We start from the raw sequence: 26,497 nt of genomic DNA, 5'->3' as shown, positions 1-26,497 counted from the left end.
TCTTAAATTTTTAAAGTGAGAATGATTCTCCACAACCACAAGTTCTATTTGCGTTTGGGTTGTTAAATACAAATCCTTTTCCGTTTAAACCTCCAGAATATTCTAAGGTGGTTCCTACTAAATATAAAAAGCTTTTTTTGTCAACAATGATTTTAACATCATTCTCTATAAAAACTTTATCATTTTCTTCTTGTTTGTTATCAAAAGTTAAATCGTAAGATAAACCTGAACAACCACCACTTTTTACACCAACGCGCACAAAATCGGTTGCTGCATTAAAGCCATCGTCAGTCATTAGTTCTATGACTTTCTTTTTCGCTGTGTCTGAAACTTTTATCATAATTTTAAATAGATTAAATCTAAATTGTCTGCAAATATACGATATAAGTCGAAGAAAAAAAGGAAACTTTCATTATCAAACCTAATTAAAGAATTGGTTTTATTGATTGTACTTTTAGGTTATCGTTTTTAAGCCAAAGTTATTGTTTTTGATTGCTAATTTGGTTTTAGAAATTGACAAATTTTGATTTAAGCAAATTACGTGTAGGTATTTTTTTGTTGATGAAATCATTTTGAAAACAATTTTGAATCAAGTAACAAAATATAGAGAAAATTATAACTCATTTTGTACTTTCGAAACATGGAATTGCAACCACCCTTTAGAAAAATAATTCATGTAGATATGGATGCTTTTTACGCATCTGTAGCAGAATTAGACAACCCAGAATTAAGAGGGAAAGCAATTGCTGTTGGTGGAGAAGGGAGAAGAGGTGTTATTTCTGCTGCGAGTTATGAAGCACGTAAATTTGGAGTAAAATCTGCCATGAGCGGAACTTTAGCCAAACAAAAATGCCCACATTTAATTTTTGTAAACACAGATTTTGCTCGTTATAAAGAAATTTCATTACAAGTTAGAGAAATATTTTACGAGTATACAGACTTGGTAGAGCCACTTTCTTTAGATGAAGCTTATTTAGATGTTACAGAAAATAAAAAAGGAAATCCGTCTGCAAATACCATTGCAAGAGAAATTAGAGATCGAATTTTTGAAGAAACAGGTTTAAGGGCTTCCGCCGGAATTTCGATAAATAAGTTTATTGCCAAAGTGGCGTCTGATATAAACAAACCAAACGGGCAAAAAACAGTGCATCCAGATGAGGTAATTCAGTTTTTAGAAGAATTACCAGTCAATAAGTTTTATGGAGTTGGTAAAGTAACAGCTGCTAAAATGTATAATTTAGGCATTTTTGTTGGAAACGATTTAAAGAAAAAATCGCTAGAAGAGCTGGTTAAATCTTTTGGTAAATCTGGTGCTCATTATTATAACATTGTTCGTGGTATTCATAATAGTGCAGTAAAACCTAATAGAATTCGAAAATCGGTTGCCGCAGAAAGAACTTTTAGCGAAAATATTTCCTCTGAAATTTTTATGATAGAGAGGTTAGATAAAATTGCTGATGAGTTAGAAAAGCGCATGAAAAAATCAGACACAAAAGGAAAAACCATTACTTTAAAAATTAAATATTCAGATTTTACACAACAAACAAGAAGCAAAACCAAAGATTATTTTATGCAGGCAAAAGAAGAGTTTTTTCCTGTGGTAAAGGAGTTGTTGTTTCAAGATGAAATTACAAATTCTGTCCGTTTATTAGGATTGTCTTTTGGGAATTTAAATACAGAGAATAAAGAATTAGTTTGGGTACAATTAAAGTTTGAATTTTGAAGTACAACGTCTTTTTATAAACCTCATAATTATGTTTAAATTATAGGTGTTGTTATCTCGGTATAATGATAAATATACCTACTTATTAAAGTGTTTTAAGGTGTTTTTTGAGTTTATATAATTAATTATGTATTTGTTTTTGGGTTGTTAGTGTGTTTTTATGATATGTTTATCCTGAATCATATAAAATAGTAGTGTGTTTGTATTTTATTTGATGATTAGTTTTAAGTGGTTCTTTTATCAGTGGGTTTTAGGGTTTATAAAGTAATGTCAATTCAATTTTTTTAGATGAAAAAGAGTAGGAAGAGTATTTATGAAAATTAGATCTTTTAATGGTTTTATGTTCTCGTAACTTTGGCTTTATTTATCTGAAAAGTCAAAAAAAATATTCAAATTTTATGGTGAAAAGATTTTTTAAATTAAACGGAAATCAACAAATAATAAGTTAGAAAATACCTTTGTGTTTCCTGAAAAAGAAAATAGTAGAATAATATATGTCGCAATTAAAAATTAAAGAAGCACTTTTTAATCAGTGTGAAATTTTTGTAAACAAACGGTTACATACGGTAACGGAAATTATTTCATCTAATCAAAAAGCATTGCAATCAGAAACCAAAAGTTCTGCAGGTGATAAGCATGAAACTGGTAGGGCAATGTTGCAATTAGAAATGGAAAAAGCGGGTCAACAACTTACCGGAATTACATTAATGAAAGAAATTTTAGCTAAAATAGAAGTAAACAAAATATCTACAGTTGCTCACCTAGGAAGTGTAGTTGAAACAGTTTCGGTTAATTATTTTTTGTCTATTTCTGCAGGGCAAATTACAATTGATCATAAGGTCTATTTTGCTATATCTGTTTCATCTCCTATAGGTAAGTTGTTGTTAGGTAAAAAGGTAGGAGATGAGATTTTTTTTAATGGAAACATTATAAATATCCTGTCTTTAAAATAGGTTTCTATATTTTTATTTTTCTACAGGAAATTTATGTTGTTAAACGTTAAATAATTTTATTGTAGCCATAGTGGTTGTAAAACTTAGATAAATTGCTTTCGAATAAAAGAAGTATTTTTACTTCTTTTTATAAACCATTATTTTCTAAAATGAAAAAGACACTATTTCTTTTAACTATACTTTTTGCTCTACAATCATTTGGGCAATCTAATTTTAAAAGTTTTTTTAAACTTTCTGCACCCATTAAAAAATGGGTTATTTTTCATCCTTTTAAAGCTGTAAAATCGTTAGAGATTTCTAAAGAAACAAATAAAGTAGCAGATTCTATTGCAAAAACAGATGTATTAGATAAAGATGGAGCTGGTGGGCAAGTAGATGCTTTTAGGCATGCATACTGGATGGCAAGATTAGCACAAGAAATGGGTGAGAGCTCTGCACGTTCTTTAGGAGAAGCACATGAAAAAGAAAATTATTTAACATACAAAAAACAAAAATTAGAAGATGGTGTTGTGCCGGATGAAATTTCATCTGAAATGGATTTACATAATAATGAAGAAGGATTAAAACTAATAACAAAAGGAAGTGTTGTTTCTAAAAAAGGGTTAATTTATAGAATTGTAAATGCTATTGAGGAGGGGAAAATGAAAATCATAAAAAAAGATAAAAAAGGTAATTTTTTAACTTGTAATGGAGAAGTAATTCACAAAGAGGCGCTTAGAGGTAAATGGGAGAATGATAAATGCTTGATTCCTTCAAATACTAAATAATCCCCTTGTTTTAATTTATAAAACATACTACAACGTATTCGTTCAATAGATATAGTAGTTAGAGAACATGTAATTAAATAATACCAGTAATAGCAAGGATTCTAGTGATAATTATCATAAAAATTAAATGCAGTAAAGCCCTACTTTTGTCTACTTAAATTAAAGTCAATTTTTTATAAAATAGAATAAAATTAATATTAAAAATTATGGAATTTTTTTTAGAATTACTCACTAAAGATTACTTTGTGTTATTTCTAGTCATTGGTTTAGGGATTGCCCTAGGGAACGTTCGTATAAAAGGAATTAGTTTTGATACTTCTGCGGTTATTTTTGTCGCTATCTTTTTTGGATATCTGTACAATTTAAATGGGATTACCTTTAATATTCCTCCAATTATACAAAGTGTAGGGTTGGTCTTATTTATTTATACCATAGGTATGCAAGCAGGCCCCTCTTTTTTTAGTTCTTTTAAAGAGCAGGGAGCTAAATTAATTATTTTGGCAGGACTTACAGTTATAACGGGTGGAATAACTGCTGTGTCTATTTCTTATATTTATGATGTAGATATGAATATGATGAGTGGTTTGTTAACAGGTGCGTTAACATCTACACCTGGTTTGGCGGCTTCTATAGAGGCTTCTCAATCCCCTTTAGCATCTATTGGTTATGGTATTGCGTATCCATTTGGTGTTTTAGGTGTTATTTTATTTGTAAAATTAGGACCTTCATTATTTAGAATAAATATTAAGAATGAGGAAAAGGATTTTGAAGAAAAATCGAAATCTAATACCCCATTGGTTATCAATAAAAACTTGATTATCTCTAATGAAAACGTGAACGGTAAAACGATAAGAGAATTGAGAATTCGTTTTATGACCAAGGCTAATATTTCACGTATTATGAAGCCTAATCAACTGCCTATTTCTCCTACAAAAGATACTATTTTAGAAACGGGAGATATTATAAAGGCAGTAGGTACAGTAAATGCATTACAAAGAATAGAAGTTTTATTAGGTAAAGTTACCGATATTAAAATTCCTAGAAGTGGAACATATGAAGTAAAATGGTATGTAGTAAGCAATGATGCTGTGGTAAATAAGACTATTGAAGAACTTAACCTTTTAGAAAATTATTCTGCTACCATAACGCGTATTAGAAGAGCTAGTATAGATTTAGCTCCACATCCATCAACCAAAATAAAATATGGTGATAAGATTTTAGTCTCTTGTTCTAAAGGAAATGTTCCTGCGGTTACTCAGCTCTTTGGCGATAGTTTAAAAAGAATAGGACAAACAAGTTTTTTACCAGTAGCATTTGGTATTGTTATTGGTATTCTTGTGGGGGCTATAGCCATTCCGTTAGGAGGTATCGCTTTAAAATTAGGGCTTACTGGTGGTGTACTTTTATCTTCTATATTTTTAAGTTGGAAAGGGAAATTTGCTACTGTAATTTGGAATTTATCAGGTCCCGCAAATCAAATATTACGTCAGTTCGGACTTTTATTGTTTTTAACGCCTGTAGGTTTAAAAGCAGGACAGAGTTTAATTTCGGCGATTGAAAAACACGGTTTTATTTTGTTTTTATATGGTGCTCTTATTACTTTGATTCCGATGATTATTACGGTGCTTGTTGGTCGTTTCTTTTTAAAAATTAACTTTTTATCTATTTTAGGAGCATTAACAGGAGGTATGACATCTACACCAGGTTTAAGTGCTACCGATTCTATGACGGAATCTGATGCACCACAAATAGCTTATGCGGCTGTATACCCTTTTTCTTTGGTACTTATAATTATTGTTGCAGAAGTAATGGCACTGTTATAAACTGTATAAAAAAAACAAAATTTAGAAGTATAAAGCTACGCAAAATCGTCATCTTAAAATGATTCTAAATAACCAAAAAACAACCATTAATATTTCAATAAAGAATATCTAAATGGTACATTTGTAAAAGAACAATTATAACTTAATCATACATTTATACAATGAGCGGATTTTTCAAATCTTCAGTTGGAAGAAAGATAGCCATGGCGCTTTCTGCATTCTTCCTCATGTTTTTCTTAATTTTACATTTAGCGGTAAATATTACATCACTCTTTAGTGATGATCTCTTTAATGAGTTATCTCATTTTATGGGTACCAATCCATTAGTACAGTTTGCGTTGCAACCGGTATTAGTTTTTGGTGTTATTTTTCACTTTGTATTAGGTTTTATTTTAGAAATAAAAAATAAAAAAGCAAACGGAGTTGCCTACGCCAAAAACAATGGAGCGGCTAATTCATCTTGGATGAGTAGAAACATGATTTTTAGTGGAGCAGCTATTTTAGCTTTCATTGTACTTCACTTTATAGATTTCTGGATTCCAGAAATTAACCATAAATATATTGCAGCATTACCAGAAGATCCTGTAAGATATTTTCATGAGTTGCAAGAAAAATTTGTACCTCTTTGGAGAGTTGCATTTTATGTTGTAGCATTTGTTTTCTTAGGATTACATTTAGCACACGGTTTTACTTCTGCTTTCCAATCTATGGGAGTTACCGCAGGTAGAAAAAAAGCATTACAAAACTTTGGTAAAATATATTCTATTATTATTCCTTTAGGATTTATCATCGTTGCATTGTTTCATCATTTTAATCATTAACCATTAATCTTATAACTATGGCTTTAGATTCAAAAATACCAAAAGGTCCAATTAAAGATAAATGGACAATTTATAAAGACAAAATAGATCTTGTAAACCCAGCAAACAAGCGTAACATAGATGTTATTGTTGTAGGAACAGGTTTGGCAGGAGGTTCTGCAGCAGCAACCTTAGCAGAATTAGGATATAACGTAAAAGCATTTGCTTACCAAGATTCTCCTCGTAGAGCGCATTCTATTGCAGCACAAGGTGGAATTAATGCAGCAAAAAATTACATGGGAGATGGAGATTCTAATTACAGATTGTTTTACGACACTGTAAAAGGAGGAGATTATCGTTCTCGTGAAGCAAACGTACACCGTTTGGCAGAAGTATCTGGTAACATTATAGATCAATGTGTGGCACAAGGAGTTCCTTTTGCACGTGATTATGGTGGGTTATTAGACAACCGTTCGTTTGGTGGAGTTTTAGTTTCTAGAACTTTTTATGCAAAAGGACAAACAGGACAACAATTATTATTAGGATGTTATTCTGCAATGAACCGTCAAATTGCTCGTGGTAAGATAGAGATGTTCAATCGTCATGAAATGTTAGATGTTGTAAAAGTAGATGGTAAGGCAAGAGGGATTATTGCTAGAGATTTAATAACAGGAGAAATAGAACGTCATTCTGCGCATGCAGTTGTAATTGCAACAGGTGGCTACGGTAACGTGTATTTCTTATCTACAAATGCAATGGGTTCTAATGCCACTGCAGCTTGGAAAATTCATAAAAAAGGAGCATATTTTGCAAACCCTTGTTTTACACAAATTCACCCAACATGTATTCCTCGTTCTGGAGATTATCAGTCTAAATTAACCTTGATGTCTGAATCTTTACGTAATGATGGTAGAATTTGGGTACCTGCAAAAATTGAAGATGCAAAAGCAATACAAGCTGGTAAATTAAAACCAACTGAAATTGCTGAAGAAAATAGAGATTATTATTTAGAAAGACGTTACCCTGCATTTGGTAACTTAGTACCGCGTGATGTTGCCTCTAGAGCAGCAAAAGAGCGTTGTGATGCTGGTTTTGGTGTAAACGCAACAGGTGAAGCTGTGTATTTGGATTTTGCTTCTGCTTTTGAACGTTATGGTACAGAGCAAGCAAAAATTCACGGTATTAAAAACCCTTCTAAAGCAGAAATTATAAAATTAGGTCAAGGTATTATTGAAGAAAAATACGGAAACTTATTTCAGATGTATGAAAAAATTATCGCTGAAAACCCGTATGAAACTCCAATGATGATTTATCCTGCAACACACTATACAATGGGTGGTGTTTGGGTAGATTATAACTTAATGACTACTGTTGAAGGTTTATACTGTATTGGTGAAGCAAATTTCTCTGATCATGGAGCAAACAGATTGGGCGCTTCTGCTTTAATGCAAGGTTTAGCAGATGGTTACTTTGTATTACCTTATACAATTGGAGATTATTTAGCTGATGATATTAGAACAGGAAAAATACCTACAGATTCTAAAGAATTTGATGAAGTTGAAAAAGAAGTAAAAGATAGAATTGAGTTCTTTATCAATAATAAAGGAACAAAATCTGTAGACCATTTCCACAAACGTTTAGGTAAAGTAATGTGGGATAAAGTAGGAATGTCTCGAAACGAAAAAGATTTAAAAGCTGCCATGGTAGAAATTAAAGCAATTCGTGAAGAATTCTGGAAAGATGTAATGGTGCCTGGATCTGCAAACGAAATGAATGTAGAACTTGAAAAAGCAGGACGTGTAGCAGATTTCTTAGAGTTAGGAGAATTATTTGCTAAAGATGCTTTAAATAGAAATGAATCTTGTGGAGGACACTTTAGAGAAGAATCTGTAGAATTAGACGGAGAACAAAAAGGTGAAGCAAAACGTAACGATAAAGATTTTGCTTATGTTTCTGCTTGGGAATACAAAGGTGAACCTGCTGATGCAGTTTTACATAAAGAAGAATTAGAGTTTAACGATATTGAATTGAAACAACGTTCATATAAATAAGAAAGATATGTCAGGTAAAGGAATGAATTTAACGTTAAAAATTTGGAGACAAAAAGACTCAGACGCTAAAGGTCAAATGGTCGATTATAAAGTCACTGATATTTCAGAACACATGTCTTTCTTAGAAATGCTAGATGTTTTAAACGAACAATTAGTAAATGCAGGAGAAGAACCAGTAGCTTTTGATCATGACTGTCGTGAAGGTATTTGCGGAATGTGTTCTTTATACATTAATGGAGAAGCTCACGGACCAGATAGAGGTATTACTACCTGTCAGTTACACATGCGTATGTTTAACGATGGAGATACTATTACTATAGAGCCATTTAGAGCAGCAGCATTTCCAGTAATAAAAGATTTAATTGTAGATAGAATGGCTTTTGAGCGTATTCAGCAAGCAGGTGGTTACATTTCTGTAAACACTTCTGGTAATACACAAGATGCTAATTCATTACCTATTTCTAAACATGCAGCAGATGAAGCTATGGATGCAGCAGCTTGTATTGGTTGTGGTGCTTGTGTGGCAACTTGTAAAAACTCTTCTGCAATGTTATTTGTAGGTGCAAAAGTATCTCAGTATGCTTTGTTACCACAAGGACAAGTAGAGGCTGCAGATCGTGTAAAAAACATGGTTGCACAAATGGATTTAGAAGGTTTTGGTAACTGTACAAATACAGGTGCTTGTGAGGTAGAGTGTCCTAAAGGAATTTCTTTAGACAATATTGCAAGAATGAATAGAGAATTGATGAAGGCTAATTTATAATTTGTCATTGCGAACGATAGTGAAGCAATCTGTTTAATAATAAGAATGAATTGTCATTGCGAGTTTTTACGAAGCAATCTTAAAGTAAATTAATAAATATAAAAACCCAAAACTAAACATAGTTTTGGGTTTTTACTTTTTGTTTGTAATCTACAATTAGTCTTTATAATCTTTAAAAAACTCCTTTGGAGAAATAGTTAATTTATTTAAAATAAGTAATAAGCGCTCTACATCTAACTTTGTATGTCCTTTAATAACCTTAAAATAACCATTTTCTGTTAGGCCTAAATGAAGTGCCATTTCATAACGGCTTACACCAATTTGTTTTCTTTTTTCTTCTAAATTGTTTAATATAATTTTACAAGTATCTTTTATTCTTTCTCTTTCTCTTTCTCTTTCTCTCATTAATTTTTTCTTTTTCGATGTAAAAATAAGTAAAATTAGTATTTAAAATATTTCCATTTTGGCATACCTGAAAACAGTGAGGTTCTTATACCTATAATTGGGTATGCTATAATGGAAAGTGATTTTTTAGGTTTTTAAAAATATCTTTTCCATCTTTGGAAAGAGAAAAATGCTGTGAAAAAGAAAATTTCTTCCCTTCAAAATAACATTATTACTACGAATTAATCAATCAATAGATTGTAACGAGTGTTATTCCGTAAAGAGAGTTCATTAAAGTGATTTAAGAACCTCATAATCAATAGTAAAAAAAACTCCGCTAGCGGAATTAAGAAATATAAAAATGAAACGATTGTCATTTCGAAATGAGCTTTTTTAAGCGATTGAGAAATCTCATTGATGTGTAAGCCTTTTTCTACAAGTTTTTAGAGAATTTTAAACTTGTTAACTCAACTAAAACTCTAAATATTTTTAATAAATAAACCTAAATAAAAAATTAGGTTATAAATTTTATATTATGAAAAAATTAATTTTAGTAATGGTTTTTGTTTTTGCAACAGGAACAATGATGAGTTCAAATATTATTTTAAATGATGTCTGTTGGGAAAATGCAGAATCTGCTGTTTATTTTGCAGAAATAGAGGCTACGCCTTGGTATGGATTTGGGGGGTTAAGCTATGAAGAATCTTACGATGTCTTTGCAGAGGCTTATGATTCGTGTCTCAGAAATTGGCAATAATAAAAACAGTTTTACTTCTTTTTCCTATAAAAAGAAAAAACAATCAATTAAAAACCTCAAGAGTTATGTCTTGAGGTTTAAGTAAAAAAAATCAATATGAAAATACTTAAAATATCAATTGTATTATTTTTTATTAATTATAACATGAACTCTCAAAATTCATTTAGAGCATATTATAATGTAAAAGTAATAGATAGTACAAAATTTAAAGTACCTGAAAAGTATTTGGGAACTAAATATGAAAAGTTACTTCTAAAAAAAAAAAAAGAGACACTTAAAACTATTTCACTTTCAAAAGAAATAGATTTTATTTTAGATTTTGATAAAAAGAAATCTATTTTTTATTTACCAAAGCAACTAGACGTAAAAAAAGGACATATTTCTATAATTAAGAGAATTGGAAGGTTCAAAGGAACTTACTTTACAAATCAAGAAGGAGTTTTATGGAAAAAAAATTCTTTTGGACAAGATTTTTTAGTTTCCCTTCCTGCAAATAGATGGAATATTAAGAGTTTATCAAAAGGGTGTGGAAAGTACTTGTGCTATCAAGCAACTTTAATAAAAGAAATTGAAACTACCAGTGGTTTGAAAAAAAGGCACATTACTGCTTGGTTTTCACCTGAAATCCCTTTTAATTTTGGGCCAAAAGAATTTAATGGTCTACCGGGTTTAATTATACAATTACAGGAAGGTAATATTCAATATCAATTAAAAGAAATTGTTAAAATTGACAATCTAAAAATTGAACAAACCAAAACTGGAAAGAAAATTAATTTACATGAATTCAATCTATTGAGTAAAAAAATGTACAAAGGTTTAAATTTAAAAAGTATTGATTAGTACAGATAATTTTATAATTACAATATTTTTTTGTTTAAAAAGTAAAGGGTATTAATTTTTACAGCCTATGAAAAACAAACTCCTATTTCTATTTATTTTCAGTGTTTCAACTACTTTGTTTTCCCAAAAAGTAATCCTTTAATGATCTGTAAAAGACAGTTTACAAACCCCAATGTCGTATGCAAACCCCAAAGATGTTTCTAAAAACTTACAGTTTGCCATTACAGATAACGAAGGCTATTATATGTTGCTTTTAGAAAAAGGAGATAGTATAACTATTTTGAATATTTATTTATGTTAGCATTAAGAAATATAAAAATGAAACGATTGTCATTTCGAAATGAGCTTTTTTAAGCGATTGAGAAATCTCATTGATGTGTAAACCTTTTTCTACCAATTTTTAGAGAATTTTAAACTTGTTGAGTCATATAAAGTTCTAAAAATTATTAAATAAATAATTAGGTTACAAATTTTATATTATGAAAAAAATAATTTTTGCAATGGTTTTTGTATTTGCAACTGGGACTATGATGAATGCGAATGTTTCGACTGAAACACCGATTACAACAACAGCAAAGGCTATTGAAATCGTCGAAGATTTTGGTTGTGCTGGTGATTGTGTAAGATGGGCTAGAGGTAATACTTTTGAGATTGCAGAAGATATAGGTGATCATCCTAACGATGACGACATGTATATGGAAATTTATATGAGGTATTACACTGGTTGTCTTAGAGGTTGTTAATAATATTAAAAAATAATACCCTCAATGTTTAAAAAAATTTGAGGGTATAAAATTATTTATAAAATGAATAAAAAATATATCAATTTGTTAATTTTTTTATTTTTAAATGTAATTGTTTTTCATTCACAAAACATCGAAGGGAGAATTACATACCTTGCTTCAGCCAAAAAGGCCTTAGCTTATATTCAAGAAAAAGGTAAAAAGAATAAAAAACACATAAGAAAACATGTAAATGAACTTTATAAAAAGGCAAAAGATGTTAAAGTAATATTGAGTTTTAATAGTGTAGCTTCAGAATATCATGCTATAAAAAAAATGGATTTAACAAATAAAGAAGAATTTAACTTTACATATCTTATGTCAGGAAGTTCAAAAAAATACTACACATCTAACAATGTTATGAGCTATGAAAATAATACTCTGGATTGTTATTTATTAGGCGAGTGTTTTTTGATACAAAACTTAATGCCAATATGGGAGTTAAAACAAGAAACTAAAAAGATCGGAGGGTTTTTATGTTACAAAGCCGTTTTAAGAAATAAAAAAACAGAAAAAATAACTTTAGAAGCTTGGTACACTCCAAAAATCCCATACAGTTACGGAGTTATGAATTATTTTGGTTTACCTGGCGTAATTTTAGAGATTAGTAAAAATACAATAGTTATTACGGCTATAAAAATAGAATTAAACCCAATTGGAAAGATTATAATAAAAGAACCGAAAAAAATAAAAAAACTTTCTAGAAAAGAATTTGACATTTTAAAAAGAACATCATTTTCCGAATTTTATAAAAAAAGATAATCATATATGAAATTAAATCACTTTCTATCATTACTTTTTTTTATTATTATTTCTACTTCTTTATTTGCCCAAAAAGTAACATTAAGTGGTTCCGTAAAAGATAGCTTACAAACCCCAATGCCGTATGCAAATGTAATTGCAAAACCCAAAGATGTTTCTAAGAATTTACAATTTGCCATTACAGATAACGAAGGCTATTATAAGTTACTATTAGAAAAAGGAGACACCATTTCTATTAGTATTTCTTATTTAGGGTATAAACCTGTAGAACATCAATTTATAGCCTTAAAAACTACTAAAAAAGACTTTGTTTTACAACAATCTTCAGAACAGTTAGATGAGGTGGTTATAGAAATGCCTGTAACTGTTAGAGGAGACACAACTACTTATAAAACCGATAAATTTGTAAACGGTACAGAACGTAAACTTAAAAATGTTTTAAAAAAATTACCTGGAGTAGAAGTAAGTAAAAACGGAACAGTTACCGTGCAGGGTAAAAAAGTAACCAAAATGTTGGTAGATGGTAAAAAGTTTTTTGGAGGTAATTCTAAATTGGCAGTAGAAAACATTCCTGCAAATGCTGTTGGTAATATAGAAGTAATCGATAATTATAACGAAGTTTCATTTTTAAAAGGATTAACAGATTCTGATGAGATGGCAATGAACATCAAACTAAAAGAAGATAAAAAACGCTTTCTTTTTGGTGATGTAGAAGCAGGTAAAGGCAACAACGACTTTTATAAAACTAGCGCCAATTTGTTTTATTATTCACCCAAAACCAATGTCAATTTTATAGGTAACATTAATAATATAGGCGAAAAAACATTTACGTTTAGAGATTATATGAGTTTTTCTGGCGGTATGAATGCTATATTTAGCGGTAATTTTAAATGGAAAGGTGGCGATTTTTCTCAGTTTTTAGAAAGTAAAGATTTGCAGACAAGTAGCCAAAAATTTGGAGCTTTAAACATTACAAAAACGGCAACTTCAAAGTTAGATGTTTCTGGTTATGCTATTTTTTCGAATACAAATACCAGTAGTTTTGTAGAAAACCAAAATGAATATACCACGTTTACAGAACAAAGAACCAATAAAACAGCCACAGATAACTTGTTAGGCATTGGAAACCTAAATATAGAGTACACACCAAATAATAAAGAAAAATGGTATGCAAGAACCCAAGTAAAAAGGACCAATAACACTAAAATAAATACAGTTGCTTCCTTAATAAATGCCAATACAAATACTATTGCTACAGATAGGGATTTAACAGCAACGTACATGAACCAAAATATAGAATGGCACAAAAGACAAAATGATAAACACACGTTTTCATCCATTTTTAATTATGTGTTTGATAAAAGTGATAAAACAAACTATTGGCAAACACAAGATGCTATTTTACAAGGTTTAATTCCGGCAGATACAAATCAAGAATTGTTAAGAATTCATCAACTAAAAAACACTAAAGAACAAAATATTGATGCTATTTTTAAACACTTTTGGGAAATTAACAATAGCAATCATATTTATACAACGTTGGGAAATAAATTTTTAAACGAAGATTTTGTTAGCGATGATTTTCAGACGTTAGATAACGGCACCACAAATAATTTTTCTTCGGATGATTTTGGCAACGATTTAAATTTAAAGCTAAACGATTTCTTTGTAGGATTGCATTATAAGTTTAGAGCAGGAATTTTTACTTTAAAACAAGGAGTTGAATTACACAATTATAAATGGAAATTAGACAAACAAACCCATTTAGAAAACAATAAATGGATTGTTTTACCAGATTTCTTAGCAAAAATTGAGTTTAATAAATCCAAAAAAATTACCATTAATTACAATTTAAAAACGTCTTTTTCTGATGTAGATAAATTTGCCAATCGTTTTTATTTACAATCGTATAATTCGGTTTTTAAAGGAAATGAAACGCTAGAAAATAACCTGTATCACGCAGCGCGTATTTATTACAGTCGTTTTAGTTTGTATAGAGGTTTAATGCTTTTTGCAAACTTAAACTTTAGTAAACAGATAAAAGGAGTTAGAAATACAGTAGATTTTAATGATATTAACCAGTTTTTAACCGTAAAAATGTTCGACAATCCGTCTGAAGATCTTCATGGAAACATACATTTAGAAAAAAGTATTAAAAATATAAAATATAAGTTTGATGTTGGTTTTAGTAACAATAAATACCTACAAGAATTAAACGGAAATACACAAACCAATAAAAATAATGGTTATAATTACGAAGTTGGTTTCGAAACCTTGTTTGATAATTTTCCGACAATAGAAGTTGGTGTAAGTAGAGATATTGGTAAATTTATTTCTAGTAATGCTACTTCAAAATTTATAACTACAGAACCTTTTGTAACTGTAGATTACGATTTTTTAAAAGGCTTTATTTTTAATTTTGATTATAAGTTAAGCAACTATCAGAATAAAACATTAGGCCAAAAAAATGTGTATGAAATAGCAAATACAACACTTTCTTATAAAAAAGAAGATGCTGCTTGGTCTTATAAAATAAGTGTCCAAAATATGTTTAATACACAGTTTAAACAAAGCAATAGCTTTTCAGATTATTTAATATCAGATAGTAAAACCTTTATTTTACCTAGAATAATTATGTTTAGTATTGGGTATAATTTGTAGTTTATTTTCATGCAGTTTGTCATTCCGAAGATAGGAGAAATCACATACTATTTTTTAAGTATTGTTGTGTTATCACTGTTATGTGACTTCTCAATACTTCGAAGTGACAGGTTTTGGAGATTCTTTTTACACAGTTTGTCATTTCGACCTTTTGGGAGAAATCACATAATGTTATTCAGTTTTGTGTTATCACTGTTATGCGGCTGCTCAGTACTTCGAAGTGACAATTTTTGTGGTTTATTTTCATACAGTTTGTCATTTCGACGATAGGAGAAATCACATACTACTGTTCAGTTTTGTGTTATCACTGTTATGCGACTTCTCAGTACTTCGAAGTGACAAGTTTTATGATTTATTTTTATGCAGTTTGTCATTCCGACCTTTTAGGAGAAATCACATAGTGTTTGATAGTTTTTGTGTTATCACTGTTATGTGACTTCTCAATACTTCGAAGTGACAAGTTTTGTGGTTTATTTTATACAGTTTGTCATTTCGACGATAGGAGAAATCACATACTATTTTTTAAGTTTTGTGTTATCACTGTTATGCGACTTCTCATTACTTCGAAGTGACAAGTTTTGGTTTTTTTTACATGCAGTTTGTCATTTCGACGATAGGAGAAATCACATACTACTGTTCAGTTTTGTGTTATCACTGTTATGTGACTTCTCAATACTTCGAAGTGACAAGTTTTGGTTTTTTTTACATGCAGTTTGTCATTTCGACCTTTTGGGAGAAATCCCATAATGCTATTCAGTTTTGTTGTGTTATCACTGTTATGTGACTTCTCAATACTTCGAAGTGACAAGTTTTGAGTTTATTTTTATGCAGTTTGTCATTCCGACCTTTTGGGAGAAATCACATAGTGTTTGATAGGTTTTGTGTTATCACTGTTATGCGACTTCTCAACACTTCTAAGTGACAGGTAGTAGGTATTAATAAGAATTGTTATGTTTTCTATTGGATAGAAGTCATAGAATTTTTAAATTCTGATAACTGATAACTGATAACTGATAACTGATAACTACTTCCTTCCAAAGTCTGCAGGAATTTCTCCCCAAGCTTTGGTTTCCCATTTCAAAATAGGATTTTTATACGTGTTATTTTTTAGCCAAGTTTCTGCTCTTTTAATCAATTCTAATAAATCTTTGTTAGAAGCATCAAAATGCATGTTGGTTTTACATCTTTTTTGCTTTACCCAACTCATGGCAATTTTAGAATCGGAATAAATAGGAATATTTTCCTTGTTCTTGCTCTTTAACAAAGCAATTCCGTGGACTAGAGCTAGGAATTCTCCAATATTGTTAGTTCCTCTAGCAAATGGGCCTTTTATAAAAATTTGTTGCTTATTATGCGTTAAAACACCTCTATATTCCATTTTACCAGGATTTCCAGAACAAGCTGCATCCACAGAAATACTTTCTAAAATAGGTCTCCCAATTTTTTCTTTTTCTGTTGATGATAACGTCTTCTTTTTAGTGTCTTTCCCTACATAGTCTGCATAGTTTTTGGTTGCTGCAATTTCGGCTTCATTTAAATCTGCAAAAGATTTGTATTGTGCACCTTCAAAACCATCAATTTGCTTTTTACAGACTTTCCAAGACGTAAAAACCCCTTTTTTACGCCCGTTCCAAACAACATAAAACTTTTTTTTACTCATTTATAGCTAAAATTACATCTTCAATAACTCTTGGAAAGTAACGTTGTTCTAAAATATGGATCTTTTCTGCAATTTTTTCTGGGGTATCTTCACTTAAAAGAGCTGTTTTTGCCTGATAAATGATGGCACCTTCATCATAATTGGCATTTACGTAGTGAATTGTAATACCAGTTTCTGATTCTTTATTTTCTTTAACCGCTTTATGAACGTTCATTCCGTACATCCCTTTTCCGCCATATTTTGGCAACAATGCAGGGTGAATATTAATGATTTTATTCGGAAAAGCATCGATAATTTTGGTTGGAATTTTCCATAAAAAACCTGCTAAAATAATGTAATCAGCCTGCTCTTTTAATAGGTTTAGGATTTCATCCGAAGTAAAAAAAGTCTCTTTTTTAAAATGTAAACATTTGATGTCTAATTTTTTACATCTATCAAACACTTTGGCATGCTCATTGTTACATAGCACATAAGTAACCTTAGCGGTTTTAGTATGATTAAAAAACTTGATAATGTTTTCTGCGTTCGTTCCAGAACCAGAAGCAAAAATAACTATACGTTTCATAACTTCATTTCTAAGCTACAAAAAAAAGAATAATTATTAACAAATTGATTATTATAAGTGAAGATTAAATATTTTTCTTTACTTTTAAGAATCATTTTTAGGACAAAAATTAGTTTTAATTGCTAAGATTTGTATTTTTGCCCCGATTAAAATTTTAAAAAACACAAAATTATGTCAGACATTGCATCAAGAGTAAAAGCTATTATCGTAGACAAATTAGGCGTAGACGATAACGAAGTAACAACAGAAGCTAGCTTCACAAACGATTTAGGAGCAGATTCTTTGGATACTGTTGAATTAATTATGGAATTCGAAAAAGAATTTGATATTCAAATACCAGATGATCAAGCAGAGAACATCGGAACAGTAGGTCAAGCAGTAAGCTATATTGAAGAAGCTAAAAAGTAAATTTATATGCAGTTAAAACGAGTTGTAGTCACTGGACTTGGCGCACTTACGCCAATTGGTAATAATATTGAAGAGTATTGGAATGCTTTAGTTAACGGAGTTAGCGGTGCAGCACCTATCAAGCGGTTTGATGCTGCCAAGTTCAAAACTCGTTTTGCATGTGAATTAAAAAACTTTGAAGTAACGGACTTTATTAATAGAAAGGACGCTAGAAAAATGGATCCATTTACGCAGTATGCAATGGTAGCTTCTGATGAGGCTATTGCAGATGCAAATTTTGATCTAGAAAAATTAAACAAATTACGCGTTGGTGTAATTTGGGGAGCAGGAATTGGAGGCTTAGAAACTTTTCAAAACGAAGCTATAAATTTTGGAGCCGGAGATGGTACGCCAAAATTTAACCCATTTTTTATCCCAAAAATGATTGCAGATATTGCGCCAGGAAATATTTCTATTAAAAATGGATTTATGGGGCCAAACTATACTACGGTTTCTGCATGTGCGTCATCTGCGAATGCAATGATAGATGCTTTAAATTATATTCGTTTAGGTACTTGTGATGTTATTGTAACTGGTGGCTCTGAAGCTGCAGTTGTAATTTCTGGTGTTGGTGGTTTTAATGCCATGCACGCCTTGTCTACAAGAAACGAAAGTCCAGAAACAGCGTCTAGACCTTTTGATGCAGAACGAGATGGTTTTGTGTTAGGTGAAGGAGCAGGTGCTTTGGTTTTAGAAAGCTATGAGCATGCTAAAGCTAGAGGGGCAAAAATTTATGCTGAGGTTATTGGAGGAGGAATGTCTTCTGATGCTCACCATATGACGGCACCACATCCAGAAGGAATAGGTGTGATTGCTGTAATGAATAACTGCTTAGAAAATGCAGGAATTAAACCAGAAGATGTAGATCATATTAATACACATGGTACTTCTACTCCGTTAGGAGATGTTGCAGAATTGAAAGCTATTTCTGCAGTTTTTGGAGAGCATGCTAAGAATATTAATATCAACTCTACAAAATCTATGACAGGTCACTTGTTAGGAGCTGCAGGAGCTATAGAGTCTATAGCCGCAATTTTAGCCATGAAACATGGCATTGTACCTCCAACAATTAATCATGTTAATGTAGATGAAAATATCAATCCAGAATTAAACTTAACTTTAAATAAAGCTCAAAAGCGAGAGATTAATATTGCTATGAGTAATACTTTTGGTTTTGGTGGGCATAATGCATGTGTTGCATTTAAAAAACTAGATGAATAATACTCTATGAATTTTATTCGTAAAATAGTAAAACCTCACAGTGAAGAGGATGCACGATTATACAACGAATTAAAAAAACTACTTAATTTTTCTCCTAGAAGAATAAATAAATACAAAAAGGCATTTACACATAGATCTGTGCAAATGTTAGACAGCAAAGGAATACCTATTAATTACGAACGTTTGGAGTTTTTAGGAGATTCTATTTTAGGGTCTGTAATTGCATCGTATTTATATAAAAAAGTACCTACAGGTAGCGAAGGTTACCTTACACAAATGCGCTCTAAAATTGTTAGTAGAGAGCATTTAAATGAATTAGGAAAAGATTTAAACTTAATACGTTTCGTAAAAAGTAATATAGATCAAGCTAATGTTGGAGATAACATTCATGGTAATATTTTTGAAGCATTAGTAGGTGCTATTTATTTAGATAAAAACTACAATACTTGCCAGAAATTTATTTATGAGAATGTAATTGTTCCTTATGTAGATATTGAAAAGCTAGAAGGAAAAGTTACTAGCTACAAAGGTCTTATTATAGAATGGTGTCAGAAACAAAAGAAGAAATATACTTTTGAAACCTATGAAGATTCTGGTAACGAAGCTATCAAACACTTTAGTGTAAAGGTAAGTATAGACGGAGAACAGATAGCTAAAGGTAGAGCTACTTCTAAGAAAAAAGCAGAAGAGCAAGCTGCTAAAAGAGTCTATTTTGCATTTCAAAAAGAAATTAATTTAGGCTAACTCACGATAACGTTTTCGTTAAAATTAACGGTAAAGTTCATAAACAATTAGTAATTTTGTTTTTTCATAAAAACGAGTATTAGTTATAATCTATGCAGGTACACGCTTTAGAAATGGACGAATTTTGCGAAGAAGAATATTCTTTAATAGGAATCCATTCTACTTTAGAAGACTATAAACTTGCCTACTTATTAAATAAAAACCTAAATACCAGGTTTTATAAAGCAAAAGAAGATTTAGAATTTGTTATAGAAGAAAAGAAAGCCTCTTTTTCTATATATAATTACGAAAATATAGAATATGATTACGTCTGGTTTCTAATAACGAACAGTTATAGAACAGAAAACCAAACAGCGTCTAACGAGTTATTATTAACATCAGAAACAATAACATATCTAATTCCAGAAAAGAAAAAAGTAGATTTTTTTATAAAAATTTGTGGAGATATAGAGTATGAGTTTGTTATGAAGACATTAAATAGAATTAAAAGTATTGAGAATGTAATTACCGCATATTCAATAGATAAAAACACCTTAAAGTCTAAAGACTTTTTAATATTTTAAACATGAAAGACTACAAAAAAACAAAAATAGTTGCAACCTTAGGTCCAGCAATAGACACTAAAGAAAAGATGAAAGAGTTGGCAATTGCAGGTGTCAACGTTTTTAGAATTAATTTTTCTCATGCAGATTACGATGTTGTAAAACAAAACGTGCTAAGAATTAGAGAAATTAATGAAGAAGAAGGATTTAATGTTGCCATTTTAGCAGATTTACAAGGACCAAAACTTCGTGTAGGAGTTATGGAAGAAGATGTTGTTTTAAATGATGGAGACTTGTTTACTTTTACAACAGAAAGATGTATTGGTACCAACAAAAAAGCATTTATGACGTACCAACGTTTTCCTAAAGACGTAAAAGTTGGAGAGCATATTATGGTAGATGATGGTAAATTGTTATTTGAAGTAGTTTCTACAGATAAAGACAAAGAAGTTGTTGTAAGAACCGTTGTTGGAGGGCCTTTAAAATCTAAAAAAGGAGTAAACTTACCAAACACTGCTATTTCTTTACCAGCTTTAACAGAAAAAGATAAAGAAGATGCCGTTTTTGCTTTAGGTTTAAATGTAGATTGGATGGCACTTTCTTTTGTAAGAACACCAGAAGATTTAAGAATGTTACGTGATTTAATAGACGAGCATTCAGATTATAGAGTGCCGGTAATTGCTAAAATAGAAAAACCAGAGGCAGTTGCAAATATAGATGCATTAATTCCTTTTTGTGATGGTTTAATGGTTGCTCGTGGAGATTTAGGAGTAGAAATTCCTATGCAAGACGTTCCATTAATTCAGAAAAAATTAGTAAGACGTGCTAAGAGAGCAAGAATTCCTGTAATTATTGCAACTCAAATGATGGAAACAATGATTGATAACCCTGTTCCTACAAGAGCAGAAGTAAATGATGTTGCTAATTCTATTATGGACGGAGCAGATGCTGTAATGTTATCTGGAGAAACTTCTGTAGGGAAACATCCTTTAAAAGTAATTCAGAAAATGTCTGAAATTATTAGAGCTGTTGAAAACTCTAGAATGATTAAAGTACCTCATGAAGCGCCACATATTAGAACAAACAGATTTATTACAAAATCGGTTTGTCATCACGCAGCTTTAATGGCTAATGACATCGATGCAACCGCAATTTCTACTTTAACAAATAGTGGTTATACAGCATTCCAAATTTCTGCATGGAGACCACAAGCTAAAATATTGGCATTTTCATCAGAAAGAAGAATTTTAGGAAAACTAAACTTACTTTGGGGTGTAAAAGCTTTTTATTATGACAAAAACTTAAGTACAGATGATACTGTTGTAGATATTAATAAAATATCTAAAGAAAAAGGATTTGTTAAAGATGGAGATTTAATGATTAACCTTACCTCTATGCCAGTAGAAGCAAAAGGAATGGTAAATACTTTAAGAGTATCTGAAATAGATTAAAAATAGCTTAAAAATATATTTTAAAAGCATCCTGAGAAATCAGGATGTTTTTTTGTTTTAAATTAAATCTTAGTCATGTTTTTTTAGAAGCTGTTACCTGCTTTCCACTATATCTTTTTTCTACTGTTCTCGATACAATTTTTCTTCCTTTGTCATAAAAATCACTCGAACAGACATAAAAAAGGATGCCGTTTCAATCAGGGCTAGACTTGTTTGTGCACTATTCGTTATTAGAAGATTAATTGCCAAGCTATAGTGTAAAGTTTTATTTTCAACCTCTTAATTTTACAATTTTAACTTTTTAGAAATAATAATAGCATCATTCGTAACAAAAGGCATTGGCATCATTTCTTCTGTTCTTGATATAATTGAAAAATGATTGTTTTCTAATAGGTCGTAAGAAATTTCATTCATAACAATGTCTAATTCAGCCTCTTTTAAAACACTAAATGAAAGTGTTACTTCTTTGTCTTGGTTTGCTAAATGATAGACTAGAAAAGTCCCTTTTTTTACAATATAATTTTTCCCGTCATTTACCAAAACATCATTTACTTTAAATTGATGCAACTTCAATTCCTTTTTAGTGATAAACTCTAATTTATTCACTTTTCTATTGGAGGAAACGGTGAATTCTAAAAAACGCTTGTCTCCAATAATAGTATCTAGTACTGTTTCTAAGTTAGCAGCGCTAATGTTTTTAAACTCCGTTTTTTTATAATAGGTAAAGCGCGTATTGTATTTACTTTTGGTTTCTGCATTTGCAATGCTTCCTTTTACTGCATTTTCGTCAAAAAATTGTTTGGTGTAGGTGTCTAAAGTGGTATCGTAAGTTCCAAAAAAGGCGGTTTTATCATCAGAGTTCTCAATATACACAATGCTATTTGGTTTTTTATTATCAACAGAAAAACCACTATTGTAGGTTGCCAATCCAAAGAAAATAATAGCGAACAAACCCACCGTTTTTTGCATCCAAAAAGTTTTCTTTTGATGCAATGATAGCATCATCAACCCAAAAACCAAGGCAATTAAAATGCCGCTTACAGACACTATTTTTAAACCGAGACCAACCGGAAACATTTTAATTAAGGGCGCAAAAATATAGATAGTTGGAATTGATAAAATGGTAAACAAGATTGGTTTGGACTTCTCTTCTAAATTTACAAAAATATTAACGGCTAAAATGATCAATGCAGCAAACACCGGAATGATAAAAAAACCAGCACCTTTTAAATACACATTTATAAAGAAGTTAATAATGAACCAAACTATTATTGGCGCAATTATTAAATCGGTAGTTTTTTTGTGATTAGAAGTATATTTATAGACTTTAAATAAGACCCATAAATTAAGAAATACAAACGCAGCTATATATTGATATCCATTATAGGTAAAACCGTGTAAAATGTCTTTATATTGAAGATGAACTAGTAAAAGTAGCTTCCATAAACCAAAAGAAACTCCTCCGCATAAGAGAATAGCCAAAATAAAGGCTCCAAAACCTTTTAAAATTCCTTTTAAGGATAGTTTATCTTTTTTAAATCCGAAGAAAAGTAATACTAAAAATAGGATGAAAGCGCTAATCAGCATCGCTGAAACCCAAGAAAAAGGATAAGTAGCTAATTTTACCAACGGAAAATTTACGTAAACAAAATCTTCATCAGAATTTAAATCTGTTAGATCTGAATTTGCAAAATAATTTACAGTAGACGTAAAATAATCTGCCTGATGTAAAAGTGTTTCTCTGTCTAAACGCTCATAAGAATCTTGTGCAGTATGATAATCGAAATGATCACCAATAAAGGCAAAATTGAATCCGTTTATGTCTCCTTTTTCTCTAAAAATAGTTAAATCTGTATCGTTTGGTAATTTTTTATAAATACTGTACATTAATGAATTTGCTGCAGGATAATTTGGTTTTGCAGCCATAAACTCAGACAATAACTTGCTGTTTTTTCCATTGGTTTCCATTAACATATAACTTGGACCTCCAGTTCCGCGAGCTTCAAAATTTAATACCAAACCAATATCTTTTGTCCAAGGATGTTCATCAACAAAAGCTTGTGCACCCAGTAAACCGAGTTCTTCTGCATCAGAAATAAGAATAATAATATCGTTTTTAGGCTGTTTATTTTTTTCTAAGAAAACTCTAATTCCTTCTAAAATAGTAACTACTCCAGAACCAGCATCACTTGCTCCCAAAGAAGAATGCGGGTTAGAATCGTAATGCGTTAAGAGCATTAACGCTTTTCCGTTTTCAGAACCTTTAATTCTAGCTAATATATTTTCTGCTGTGGTAGCTGCAAACCATTTTTTGTTAATGGCTGTTTGCGTTTGAATTTCCGTTTTCAATCCCATTTTCTGAAGTTCATGTATAATGTAGTTCTGCACTTCTTTATGGTTTTTAGAACCGGTATAATGTGCCTCTTTGCTAATATTTTTTAAATGATATAAGGCATTGTTAATAGAAAATTCGTTTTTTGATGTTATCTTTTTGGGAGAATAAGTGGGTTTTAAATCTGAAAAACTCCAAAAAATAACTCCAATAATTATAAGTACAGATATAAGAGAAGAAAAGGCTTTCATTTGATTATTTGATAAATAAGTTTCTATAAATGTATGAAATAAAAAAAAACTTGACTAAAAAGTTGCAGAAAACAGAAAAAACAGTAAATTTAAGAGAACCAAAAAAATACTATTACTATGGCAATTAAAAGCTTTCAAGGAAAAAGAGATACTAGTCAGGGAAAAGAGGATGCACAAATTTTAGTGTCTGATTATATGACAAAAAAATTGATCACTTTTAAAGCTGAGGATACGCTAGATCATGTAATTGAGCAGTTAATTACACATAAAATTTCTGGAGGACCTGTTGTAAATGATAAAAATGATTTAATTGGTATTATTTCTGAAACAGATTGTATTAAGCATATTTCTGAAAGTAAATATTACAATATGCCTTCGGATGTTAATAATACAGTAGGTATGTATATGGCTACCGGTGTGGATACTATAGATAAGAATACGAATATTTTTGATGCCGCTTTTAAATTTATTAGTTCTCACAGAAGAAGGTTTCCCGTGGTAGAGAACGGAAAATTAATTGGTCAAATTAGTCAAACCGATGTTTTAAAGGCTGCAATTAGCGTAAAAGGAAATACTTGGAATAGTTAAAACCTTTTTTTAGTTTTAATATTTGGTAAATCTGTAATTATCAACTTTTGTTTATCAGAACTTTCTAGTTCGGCTATTTTAGAATACGAATAGCCTTCTATGGGGGCTTTTAGACTTTTCCATTTTGCAATACCCGCAACGGTAATTTCTTCTCCAATTTCTATAATAGCTTCTGTATAGCGCAAGGTTTTATGGAAACCGAAAAAACTTTCACTTTTAATATTATAATTTTCTAATAGTGCGGTAAATTCTGGAGTTGGTGCATTAAAAGTACCCGATTTTACTTTTTTATCAGCTACTAAATAACTAGTGTAGTTTTTAGGGTTTTGATGGAGTCTTACCATGGCAAAATCACTATTTTTTTCTAGAAAAAAATCTTGTACCTTTTCTTCATGTACAATTGTTCGCCAGCGTTGTTGTTTTCCATTACTTTTCCGCTGTTTAATTTTTATGACATAAAACACACATTTTCTTTTACTAAAAGGTGCAATTAAAGGCTCTTTAACGTGTAAAGCTTTTCCTGTAAATCTTGTTAATTCGTTATTTTTTAAGCTTCCTATTTGTTTAATTGGTAGTTTAGAAAGTGTTCTTATAATTTTTTGTTTTGTACTAAAATAATAAGTTATAAAAATAATAAGACCAACTATTACAAAAAAGAGTAACGGGATTAAGAATGGGGATACATCTGTAATTAAAAACATTTTAAAGAAGTATAAGTTGCAATTTGTATAAAGATTTACTCTTTTCTAATTAATAAAAAAGTCTCGTTTTCTAAAGATAAATAACCTTCATCATAAATATAAAAATAGGTGTTGCCTGTTTTTGTTTTGTAAATAGAGGTAAAGAACTGAAAATCGAAACCTTTATCATATAATTTGGTTCTGGTAACTTTTGTTTTACCAGATGTATTTAATTCTGATAAAATTTTGTAATTTTTTCTAAGACGATTGTTAATATTCCTGATGAGGTTTTTACTGTCTTTATTTACCCGATTATTATAAGCATTTCTACAATAGTCTGAACAGAATTTTTTATCAACTCTACCTTTAACAACTTCATCACATTCTAAACATTTTCTATTTTCCATAGTTCGCTTTTTTAAGTTCGTACCAATTTACTTGCTTATTATCTTCTTCGAATTCATTAACAAATTGCAATCCAATTTTTTGTAAAATTTTATTAGAACCAATATTTTCTGTTTCTGCTGCACCATAAATAATGTCTAAATTCATGGTTTTAAATCCGTACTCTAAACAAGCAATGGCAGATTCTAAGGCATATCCTTTTTTCCAATACCTTGGAATAAATCGATAGCCAATATCAATAAAATCTTGAAAACCATTTAAGCTTTCTTTTGTTCCTTTATTTAGTTTTAAACCAGACCAACCGATAAAATTACCCGTAGATTTTTCTATTACAGCAAACCGTCCAATACCGTTTTCTTTATATTGATTTATAATAAAGGCAATTATTTTTTCTGCATCTTGCTTGGTATTAATTGTTTTATTACCAAGATATTTATGCACTTCTGGATTAGAGTCTAATTCAAAAATACCTTCTAAATCGGTTATTCTAAGTTCTCTAAGAATTAGTCTTTCTGTTTCTAAATGAAATATCATAAGGTAAATAT

At 30.4% G+C, this 26,497-nt stretch carries 27 protein-coding genes; 19 read left to right on the top strand and 8 right to left on the bottom strand.

Going from position 1 to position 26,497, the window contains the following annotated elements; translation table 11 throughout:
- Window positions 1-10: 10 nt before the first annotated feature.
- Entirely contained in the window at window positions 11-340 is a 330-nt protein-coding gene (locus WG945_RS10505; RefSeq protein ID WP_068447744.1) for a HesB/IscA family protein, read from the bottom strand.
- 300 nt (window positions 341-640) lie between these two features.
- Between WG945_RS10505 and dinB the strand changes: the two genes are divergently transcribed.
- The 7 genes from dinB to WG945_RS10470 all read left to right on the top strand — a co-directional run bounded on the left by dinB (window position 641) and on the right by WG945_RS10470 (window position 8,880).
- Window positions 641-1,723 carry a DNA polymerase IV gene (dinB, locus tag WG945_RS10500; RefSeq protein ID WP_068447742.1) on the top strand — a complete coding sequence of 361 codons (1,083 nt, stop codon included), beginning with the start codon at window positions 641-643 and terminating at the stop codon, window positions 1,721-1,723.
- 494 nt (window positions 1,724-2,217) lie between these two features.
- The gene (locus tag WG945_RS10495; RefSeq protein ID WP_068447740.1) at window positions 2,218-2,676 is read left to right on the top strand and encodes a GreA/GreB family elongation factor; all 459 of its coding nucleotides are present in this window, start codon (window positions 2,218-2,220) and stop codon (window positions 2,674-2,676) included.
- 149 nt (window positions 2,677-2,825) lie between these two features.
- Window positions 2,826-3,443, top strand: a complete 618-nt coding sequence (locus tag WG945_RS10490; protein ID WP_068447738.1) for a DUF6973 domain-containing protein — start codon at window positions 2,826-2,828, stop codon at window positions 3,441-3,443.
- Between the two features lie 206 nt (window positions 3,444-3,649).
- Window positions 3,650-5,266, top strand: coding sequence for an aspartate:alanine exchanger family transporter (locus WG945_RS10485; protein ID WP_068447736.1), 1,617 nt, complete (start codon window positions 3,650-3,652; stop codon window positions 5,264-5,266).
- Between the two features lie 161 nt (window positions 5,267-5,427).
- The gene (locus tag WG945_RS10480) at window positions 5,428-6,087 is read left to right on the top strand and encodes a succinate dehydrogenase cytochrome b subunit (protein WP_068447733.1); all 660 of its coding nucleotides are present in this window, start codon (window positions 5,428-5,430) and stop codon (window positions 6,085-6,087) included.
- A gap of 17 nt (window positions 6,088-6,104) precedes the next feature.
- The gene (locus WG945_RS10475) at window positions 6,105-8,117 is read left to right on the top strand and encodes a fumarate reductase/succinate dehydrogenase flavoprotein subunit (RefSeq protein WP_068447731.1); all 2,013 of its coding nucleotides are present in this window, start codon (window positions 6,105-6,107) and stop codon (window positions 8,115-8,117) included.
- A gap of 22 nt (window positions 8,118-8,139) precedes the next feature.
- Entirely contained in the window at window positions 8,140-8,880 is a 741-nt protein-coding gene (locus WG945_RS10470) for a succinate dehydrogenase/fumarate reductase iron-sulfur subunit (RefSeq protein ID WP_068447987.1), read from the top strand.
- A gap of 156 nt (window positions 8,881-9,036) precedes the next feature.
- Here WG945_RS10470 and WG945_RS10465 read toward each other — a convergent pair whose 3' ends face one another.
- Window positions 9,037-9,285: a helix-turn-helix domain-containing protein gene (locus WG945_RS10465; RefSeq protein WP_068447730.1), complete on the bottom strand. Its 249-nt coding sequence runs from the start codon at window positions 9,283-9,285 to the stop codon at window positions 9,037-9,039.
- A 514-nt stretch (window positions 9,286-9,799) separates the two neighbouring features.
- Between WG945_RS10465 and WG945_RS10460 the strand changes: the two genes are divergently transcribed.
- The 6 genes from WG945_RS10460 (at window position 9,800) to WG945_RS10435 (ending at window position 15,066) form a co-directional block, all read left to right on the top strand.
- The gene (locus WG945_RS10460; protein WP_068447729.1) at window positions 9,800-10,021 is read left to right on the top strand and encodes a hypothetical protein; all 222 of its coding nucleotides are present in this window, start codon (window positions 9,800-9,802) and stop codon (window positions 10,019-10,021) included.
- A gap of 96 nt (window positions 10,022-10,117) precedes the next feature.
- Window positions 10,118-10,861, top strand: coding sequence for a GLPGLI family protein (locus WG945_RS10455; RefSeq protein WP_082864146.1), 744 nt, complete (start codon window positions 10,118-10,120; stop codon window positions 10,859-10,861).
- A 172-nt stretch (window positions 10,862-11,033) separates the two neighbouring features.
- Window positions 11,034-11,162: a hypothetical protein gene (locus WG945_RS10450; protein ID WP_262501905.1), complete on the top strand. Its 129-nt coding sequence runs from the start codon at window positions 11,034-11,036 to the stop codon at window positions 11,160-11,162.
- A gap of 178 nt (window positions 11,163-11,340) precedes the next feature.
- Complete coding sequence (locus WG945_RS10445; RefSeq protein WP_068447726.1) at window positions 11,341-11,604, top strand: hypothetical protein; 264 nt, start codon at window positions 11,341-11,343, stop codon at window positions 11,602-11,604.
- A gap of 63 nt (window positions 11,605-11,667) precedes the next feature.
- Window positions 11,668-12,405 (top strand): GLPGLI family protein, encoded by a 738-nt coding sequence (locus WG945_RS10440; protein ID WP_068447724.1) that lies wholly within the window; start codon window positions 11,668-11,670, stop codon window positions 12,403-12,405.
- A gap of 6 nt (window positions 12,406-12,411) precedes the next feature.
- Window positions 12,412-15,066, top strand: coding sequence for a carboxypeptidase-like regulatory domain-containing protein (locus WG945_RS10435; protein WP_068447722.1), 2,655 nt, complete (start codon window positions 12,412-12,414; stop codon window positions 15,064-15,066).
- Between the two features lie 1,024 nt (window positions 15,067-16,090).
- On the opposite strand, the gene WG945_RS10430 is transcribed toward WG945_RS10435, so the two are convergent.
- Together WG945_RS10430 and WG945_RS10425 are read right to left on the bottom strand one after the other, a co-directional pair.
- A complete protein-coding gene (locus tag WG945_RS10430; protein ID WP_068447720.1) occupies window positions 16,091-16,726 on the bottom strand; it encodes a viroplasmin family protein in 636 nt (211 codons plus the stop codon).
- A complete protein-coding gene (locus WG945_RS10425) occupies window positions 16,719-17,291 on the bottom strand; it encodes a phosphoribosylglycinamide formyltransferase (RefSeq protein ID WP_068447718.1) in 573 nt (190 codons plus the stop codon). The genes WG945_RS10430 and WG945_RS10425 overlap by 8 nt, the downstream gene beginning before the upstream one ends.
- A 171-nt stretch (window positions 17,292-17,462) precedes the next feature.
- Here WG945_RS10425 and WG945_RS10420 point away from each other — a divergent pair, with 171 nt between their 5' ends.
- From WG945_RS10420 to pyk, 5 genes are all read left to right on the top strand, one after another.
- Window positions 17,463-17,699, top strand: coding sequence for an acyl carrier protein (locus tag WG945_RS10420; protein WP_004569249.1), 237 nt, complete (start codon window positions 17,463-17,465; stop codon window positions 17,697-17,699).
- A 6-nt stretch (window positions 17,700-17,705) separates the two neighbouring features.
- Window positions 17,706-18,959: a beta-ketoacyl-ACP synthase II gene (gene fabF, locus WG945_RS10415; RefSeq protein ID WP_068447717.1), complete on the top strand. Its 1,254-nt coding sequence runs from the start codon at window positions 17,706-17,708 to the stop codon at window positions 18,957-18,959.
- A gap of 6 nt (window positions 18,960-18,965) precedes the next feature.
- The gene (rnc, locus tag WG945_RS10410) at window positions 18,966-19,703 is read left to right on the top strand and encodes a ribonuclease III (protein ID WP_068447716.1); all 738 of its coding nucleotides are present in this window, start codon (window positions 18,966-18,968) and stop codon (window positions 19,701-19,703) included.
- 92 nt (window positions 19,704-19,795) lie between these two features.
- Complete coding sequence (locus WG945_RS10405; protein WP_068447714.1) at window positions 19,796-20,266, top strand: IPExxxVDY family protein; 471 nt, start codon at window positions 19,796-19,798, stop codon at window positions 20,264-20,266.
- Between the two features lie 2 nt (window positions 20,267-20,268).
- Window positions 20,269-21,696: a pyruvate kinase gene (pyk, locus tag WG945_RS10400; protein ID WP_068447712.1), complete on the top strand. Its 1,428-nt coding sequence runs from the start codon at window positions 20,269-20,271 to the stop codon at window positions 21,694-21,696.
- Between the two features lie 285 nt (window positions 21,697-21,981).
- Here pyk and WG945_RS10395 read toward each other — a convergent pair whose 3' ends face one another.
- On the bottom strand, window positions 21,982-24,279 hold the full coding sequence (locus tag WG945_RS10395) for a M28 family peptidase (protein WP_068447711.1): 2,298 nt from the start codon (window positions 24,277-24,279) through the stop codon (window positions 21,982-21,984).
- 117 nt (window positions 24,280-24,396) lie between these two features.
- Between WG945_RS10395 and WG945_RS10390 the strand changes: the two genes are divergently transcribed.
- The gene (locus tag WG945_RS10390; RefSeq protein WP_068447709.1) at window positions 24,397-24,867 is read left to right on the top strand and encodes a CBS domain-containing protein; all 471 of its coding nucleotides are present in this window, start codon (window positions 24,397-24,399) and stop codon (window positions 24,865-24,867) included.
- On the opposite strand, the gene WG945_RS10385 is transcribed toward WG945_RS10390, so the two are convergent.
- Genes WG945_RS10385 through WG945_RS10375 form a run of 3 tightly spaced genes read right to left on the bottom strand, consistent with a single transcriptional unit; the run spans window position 24,864 to window position 26,486 of the window.
- The gene (locus WG945_RS10385; protein ID WP_068447707.1) at window positions 24,864-25,568 is read right to left on the bottom strand and encodes a GIDE domain-containing protein; all 705 of its coding nucleotides are present in this window, start codon (window positions 25,566-25,568) and stop codon (window positions 24,864-24,866) included. The genes WG945_RS10390 and WG945_RS10385 overlap by 4 nt on opposite strands.
- Window positions 25,569-25,603: 35 nt before the next feature.
- On the bottom strand, window positions 25,604-25,954 hold the full coding sequence (locus WG945_RS10380; protein ID WP_068447703.1) for a hypothetical protein: 351 nt from the start codon (window positions 25,952-25,954) through the stop codon (window positions 25,604-25,606).
- Window positions 25,944-26,486 carry a GNAT family N-acetyltransferase gene (locus tag WG945_RS10375; protein ID WP_068447701.1) on the bottom strand — a complete coding sequence of 181 codons (543 nt, stop codon included), beginning with the start codon at window positions 26,484-26,486 and terminating at the stop codon, window positions 25,944-25,946. Before WG945_RS10375 ends, WG945_RS10380 begins: the two co-directional genes overlap by 11 nt.
- Window positions 26,487-26,497: the final 11 nt, after the last annotated feature.

Origin of the sequence: Polaribacter atrinae (genome assembly GCF_038023995.1) — a bacterium.
Lineage (GTDB): Bacteria > Bacteroidota > Bacteroidia > Flavobacteriales > Flavobacteriaceae > Polaribacter > Polaribacter atrinae.
The sequence above is the reverse complement of the archived record's forward strand: the minus strand, read 5'-3'. Positions and strand labels throughout refer to the sequence as shown.

Excerpts from the sequence above, each read along its gene's own strand:
- fabF (WP_068447717.1), top strand. The coding sequence starts at position 17,706 with ATGCAGTTAAAACGAGTTGTAGTCACTGGACTTGGCGCACTTACGCCA.
- WG945_RS10460 (WP_068447729.1), top strand. The coding sequence starts at position 9,800 with ATGAAAAAATTAATTTTAGTAATGGTTTTTGTTTTTGCAACAGGAACA.
- WG945_RS10430 (WP_068447720.1), bottom strand. The coding sequence starts at position 16,726 with ATGAGTAAAAAAAAGTTTTATGTTGTTTGGAACGGGCGTAAAAAAGGG.
- WG945_RS10470 (WP_068447987.1), top strand. The coding sequence starts at position 8,140 with ATGAATTTAACGTTAAAAATTTGGAGACAAAAAGACTCAGACGCTAAA.
- WG945_RS10395 (WP_068447711.1), bottom strand. The coding sequence starts at position 24,279 with ATGAAAGCCTTTTCTTCTCTTATATCTGTACTTATAATTATTGGAGTT.
- WG945_RS10420 (WP_004569249.1), top strand. The coding sequence starts at position 17,463 with ATGTCAGACATTGCATCAAGAGTAAAAGCTATTATCGTAGACAAATTA.
- WG945_RS10475 (WP_068447731.1), top strand. The coding sequence starts at position 6,105 with ATGGCTTTAGATTCAAAAATACCAAAAGGTCCAATTAAAGATAAATGG.
- WG945_RS10385 (WP_068447707.1), bottom strand. The coding sequence starts at position 25,568 with ATGTTTTTAATTACAGATGTATCCCCATTCTTAATCCCGTTACTCTTT.
- dinB (WP_068447742.1), top strand. The coding sequence starts at position 641 with ATGGAATTGCAACCACCCTTTAGAAAAATAATTCATGTAGATATGGAT.
- WG945_RS10480 (WP_068447733.1), top strand. The coding sequence starts at position 5,428 with ATGAGCGGATTTTTCAAATCTTCAGTTGGAAGAAAGATAGCCATGGCG.
- WG945_RS10485 (WP_068447736.1), top strand. The coding sequence starts at position 3,650 with ATGGAATTTTTTTTAGAATTACTCACTAAAGATTACTTTGTGTTATTT.
- WG945_RS10495 (WP_068447740.1), top strand. The coding sequence starts at position 2,218 with ATGTCGCAATTAAAAATTAAAGAAGCACTTTTTAATCAGTGTGAAATT.
- WG945_RS10405 (WP_068447714.1), top strand. The coding sequence starts at position 19,796 with ATGCAGGTACACGCTTTAGAAATGGACGAATTTTGCGAAGAAGAATAT.
- WG945_RS10380 (WP_068447703.1), bottom strand. The coding sequence starts at position 25,954 with ATGGAAAATAGAAAATGTTTAGAATGTGATGAAGTTGTTAAAGGTAGA.
- WG945_RS10505 (WP_068447744.1), bottom strand. The coding sequence starts at position 340 with ATGATAAAAGTTTCAGACACAGCGAAAAAGAAAGTCATAGAACTAATG.
- pyk (WP_068447712.1), top strand. The coding sequence starts at position 20,269 with ATGAAAGACTACAAAAAAACAAAAATAGTTGCAACCTTAGGTCCAGCA.
- WG945_RS10465 (WP_068447730.1), bottom strand. The coding sequence starts at position 9,285 with ATGAGAGAAAGAGAAAGAGAAAGAGAAAGAATAAAAGATACTTGTAAA.
- WG945_RS10450 (WP_262501905.1), top strand. The coding sequence starts at position 11,034 with ATGTCGTATGCAAACCCCAAAGATGTTTCTAAAAACTTACAGTTTGCC.
- WG945_RS10425 (WP_068447718.1), bottom strand. The coding sequence starts at position 17,291 with ATGAAACGTATAGTTATTTTTGCTTCTGGTTCTGGAACGAACGCAGAA.
- WG945_RS10435 (WP_068447722.1), top strand. The coding sequence starts at position 12,412 with ATGAAATTAAATCACTTTCTATCATTACTTTTTTTTATTATTATTTCT.
- WG945_RS10445 (WP_068447726.1), top strand. The coding sequence starts at position 11,341 with ATGAAAAAAATAATTTTTGCAATGGTTTTTGTATTTGCAACTGGGACT.
- WG945_RS10390 (WP_068447709.1), top strand. The coding sequence starts at position 24,397 with ATGGCAATTAAAAGCTTTCAAGGAAAAAGAGATACTAGTCAGGGAAAA.
- WG945_RS10490 (WP_068447738.1), top strand. The coding sequence starts at position 2,826 with ATGAAAAAGACACTATTTCTTTTAACTATACTTTTTGCTCTACAATCA.
- rnc (WP_068447716.1), top strand. The coding sequence starts at position 18,966 with ATGAATTTTATTCGTAAAATAGTAAAACCTCACAGTGAAGAGGATGCA.
- WG945_RS10375 (WP_068447701.1), bottom strand. The coding sequence starts at position 26,486 with ATGATATTTCATTTAGAAACAGAAAGACTAATTCTTAGAGAACTTAGA.
- WG945_RS10440 (WP_068447724.1), top strand. The coding sequence starts at position 11,668 with ATGAATAAAAAATATATCAATTTGTTAATTTTTTTATTTTTAAATGTA.
- WG945_RS10455 (WP_082864146.1), top strand. The coding sequence starts at position 10,118 with ATGAAAATACTTAAAATATCAATTGTATTATTTTTTATTAATTATAAC.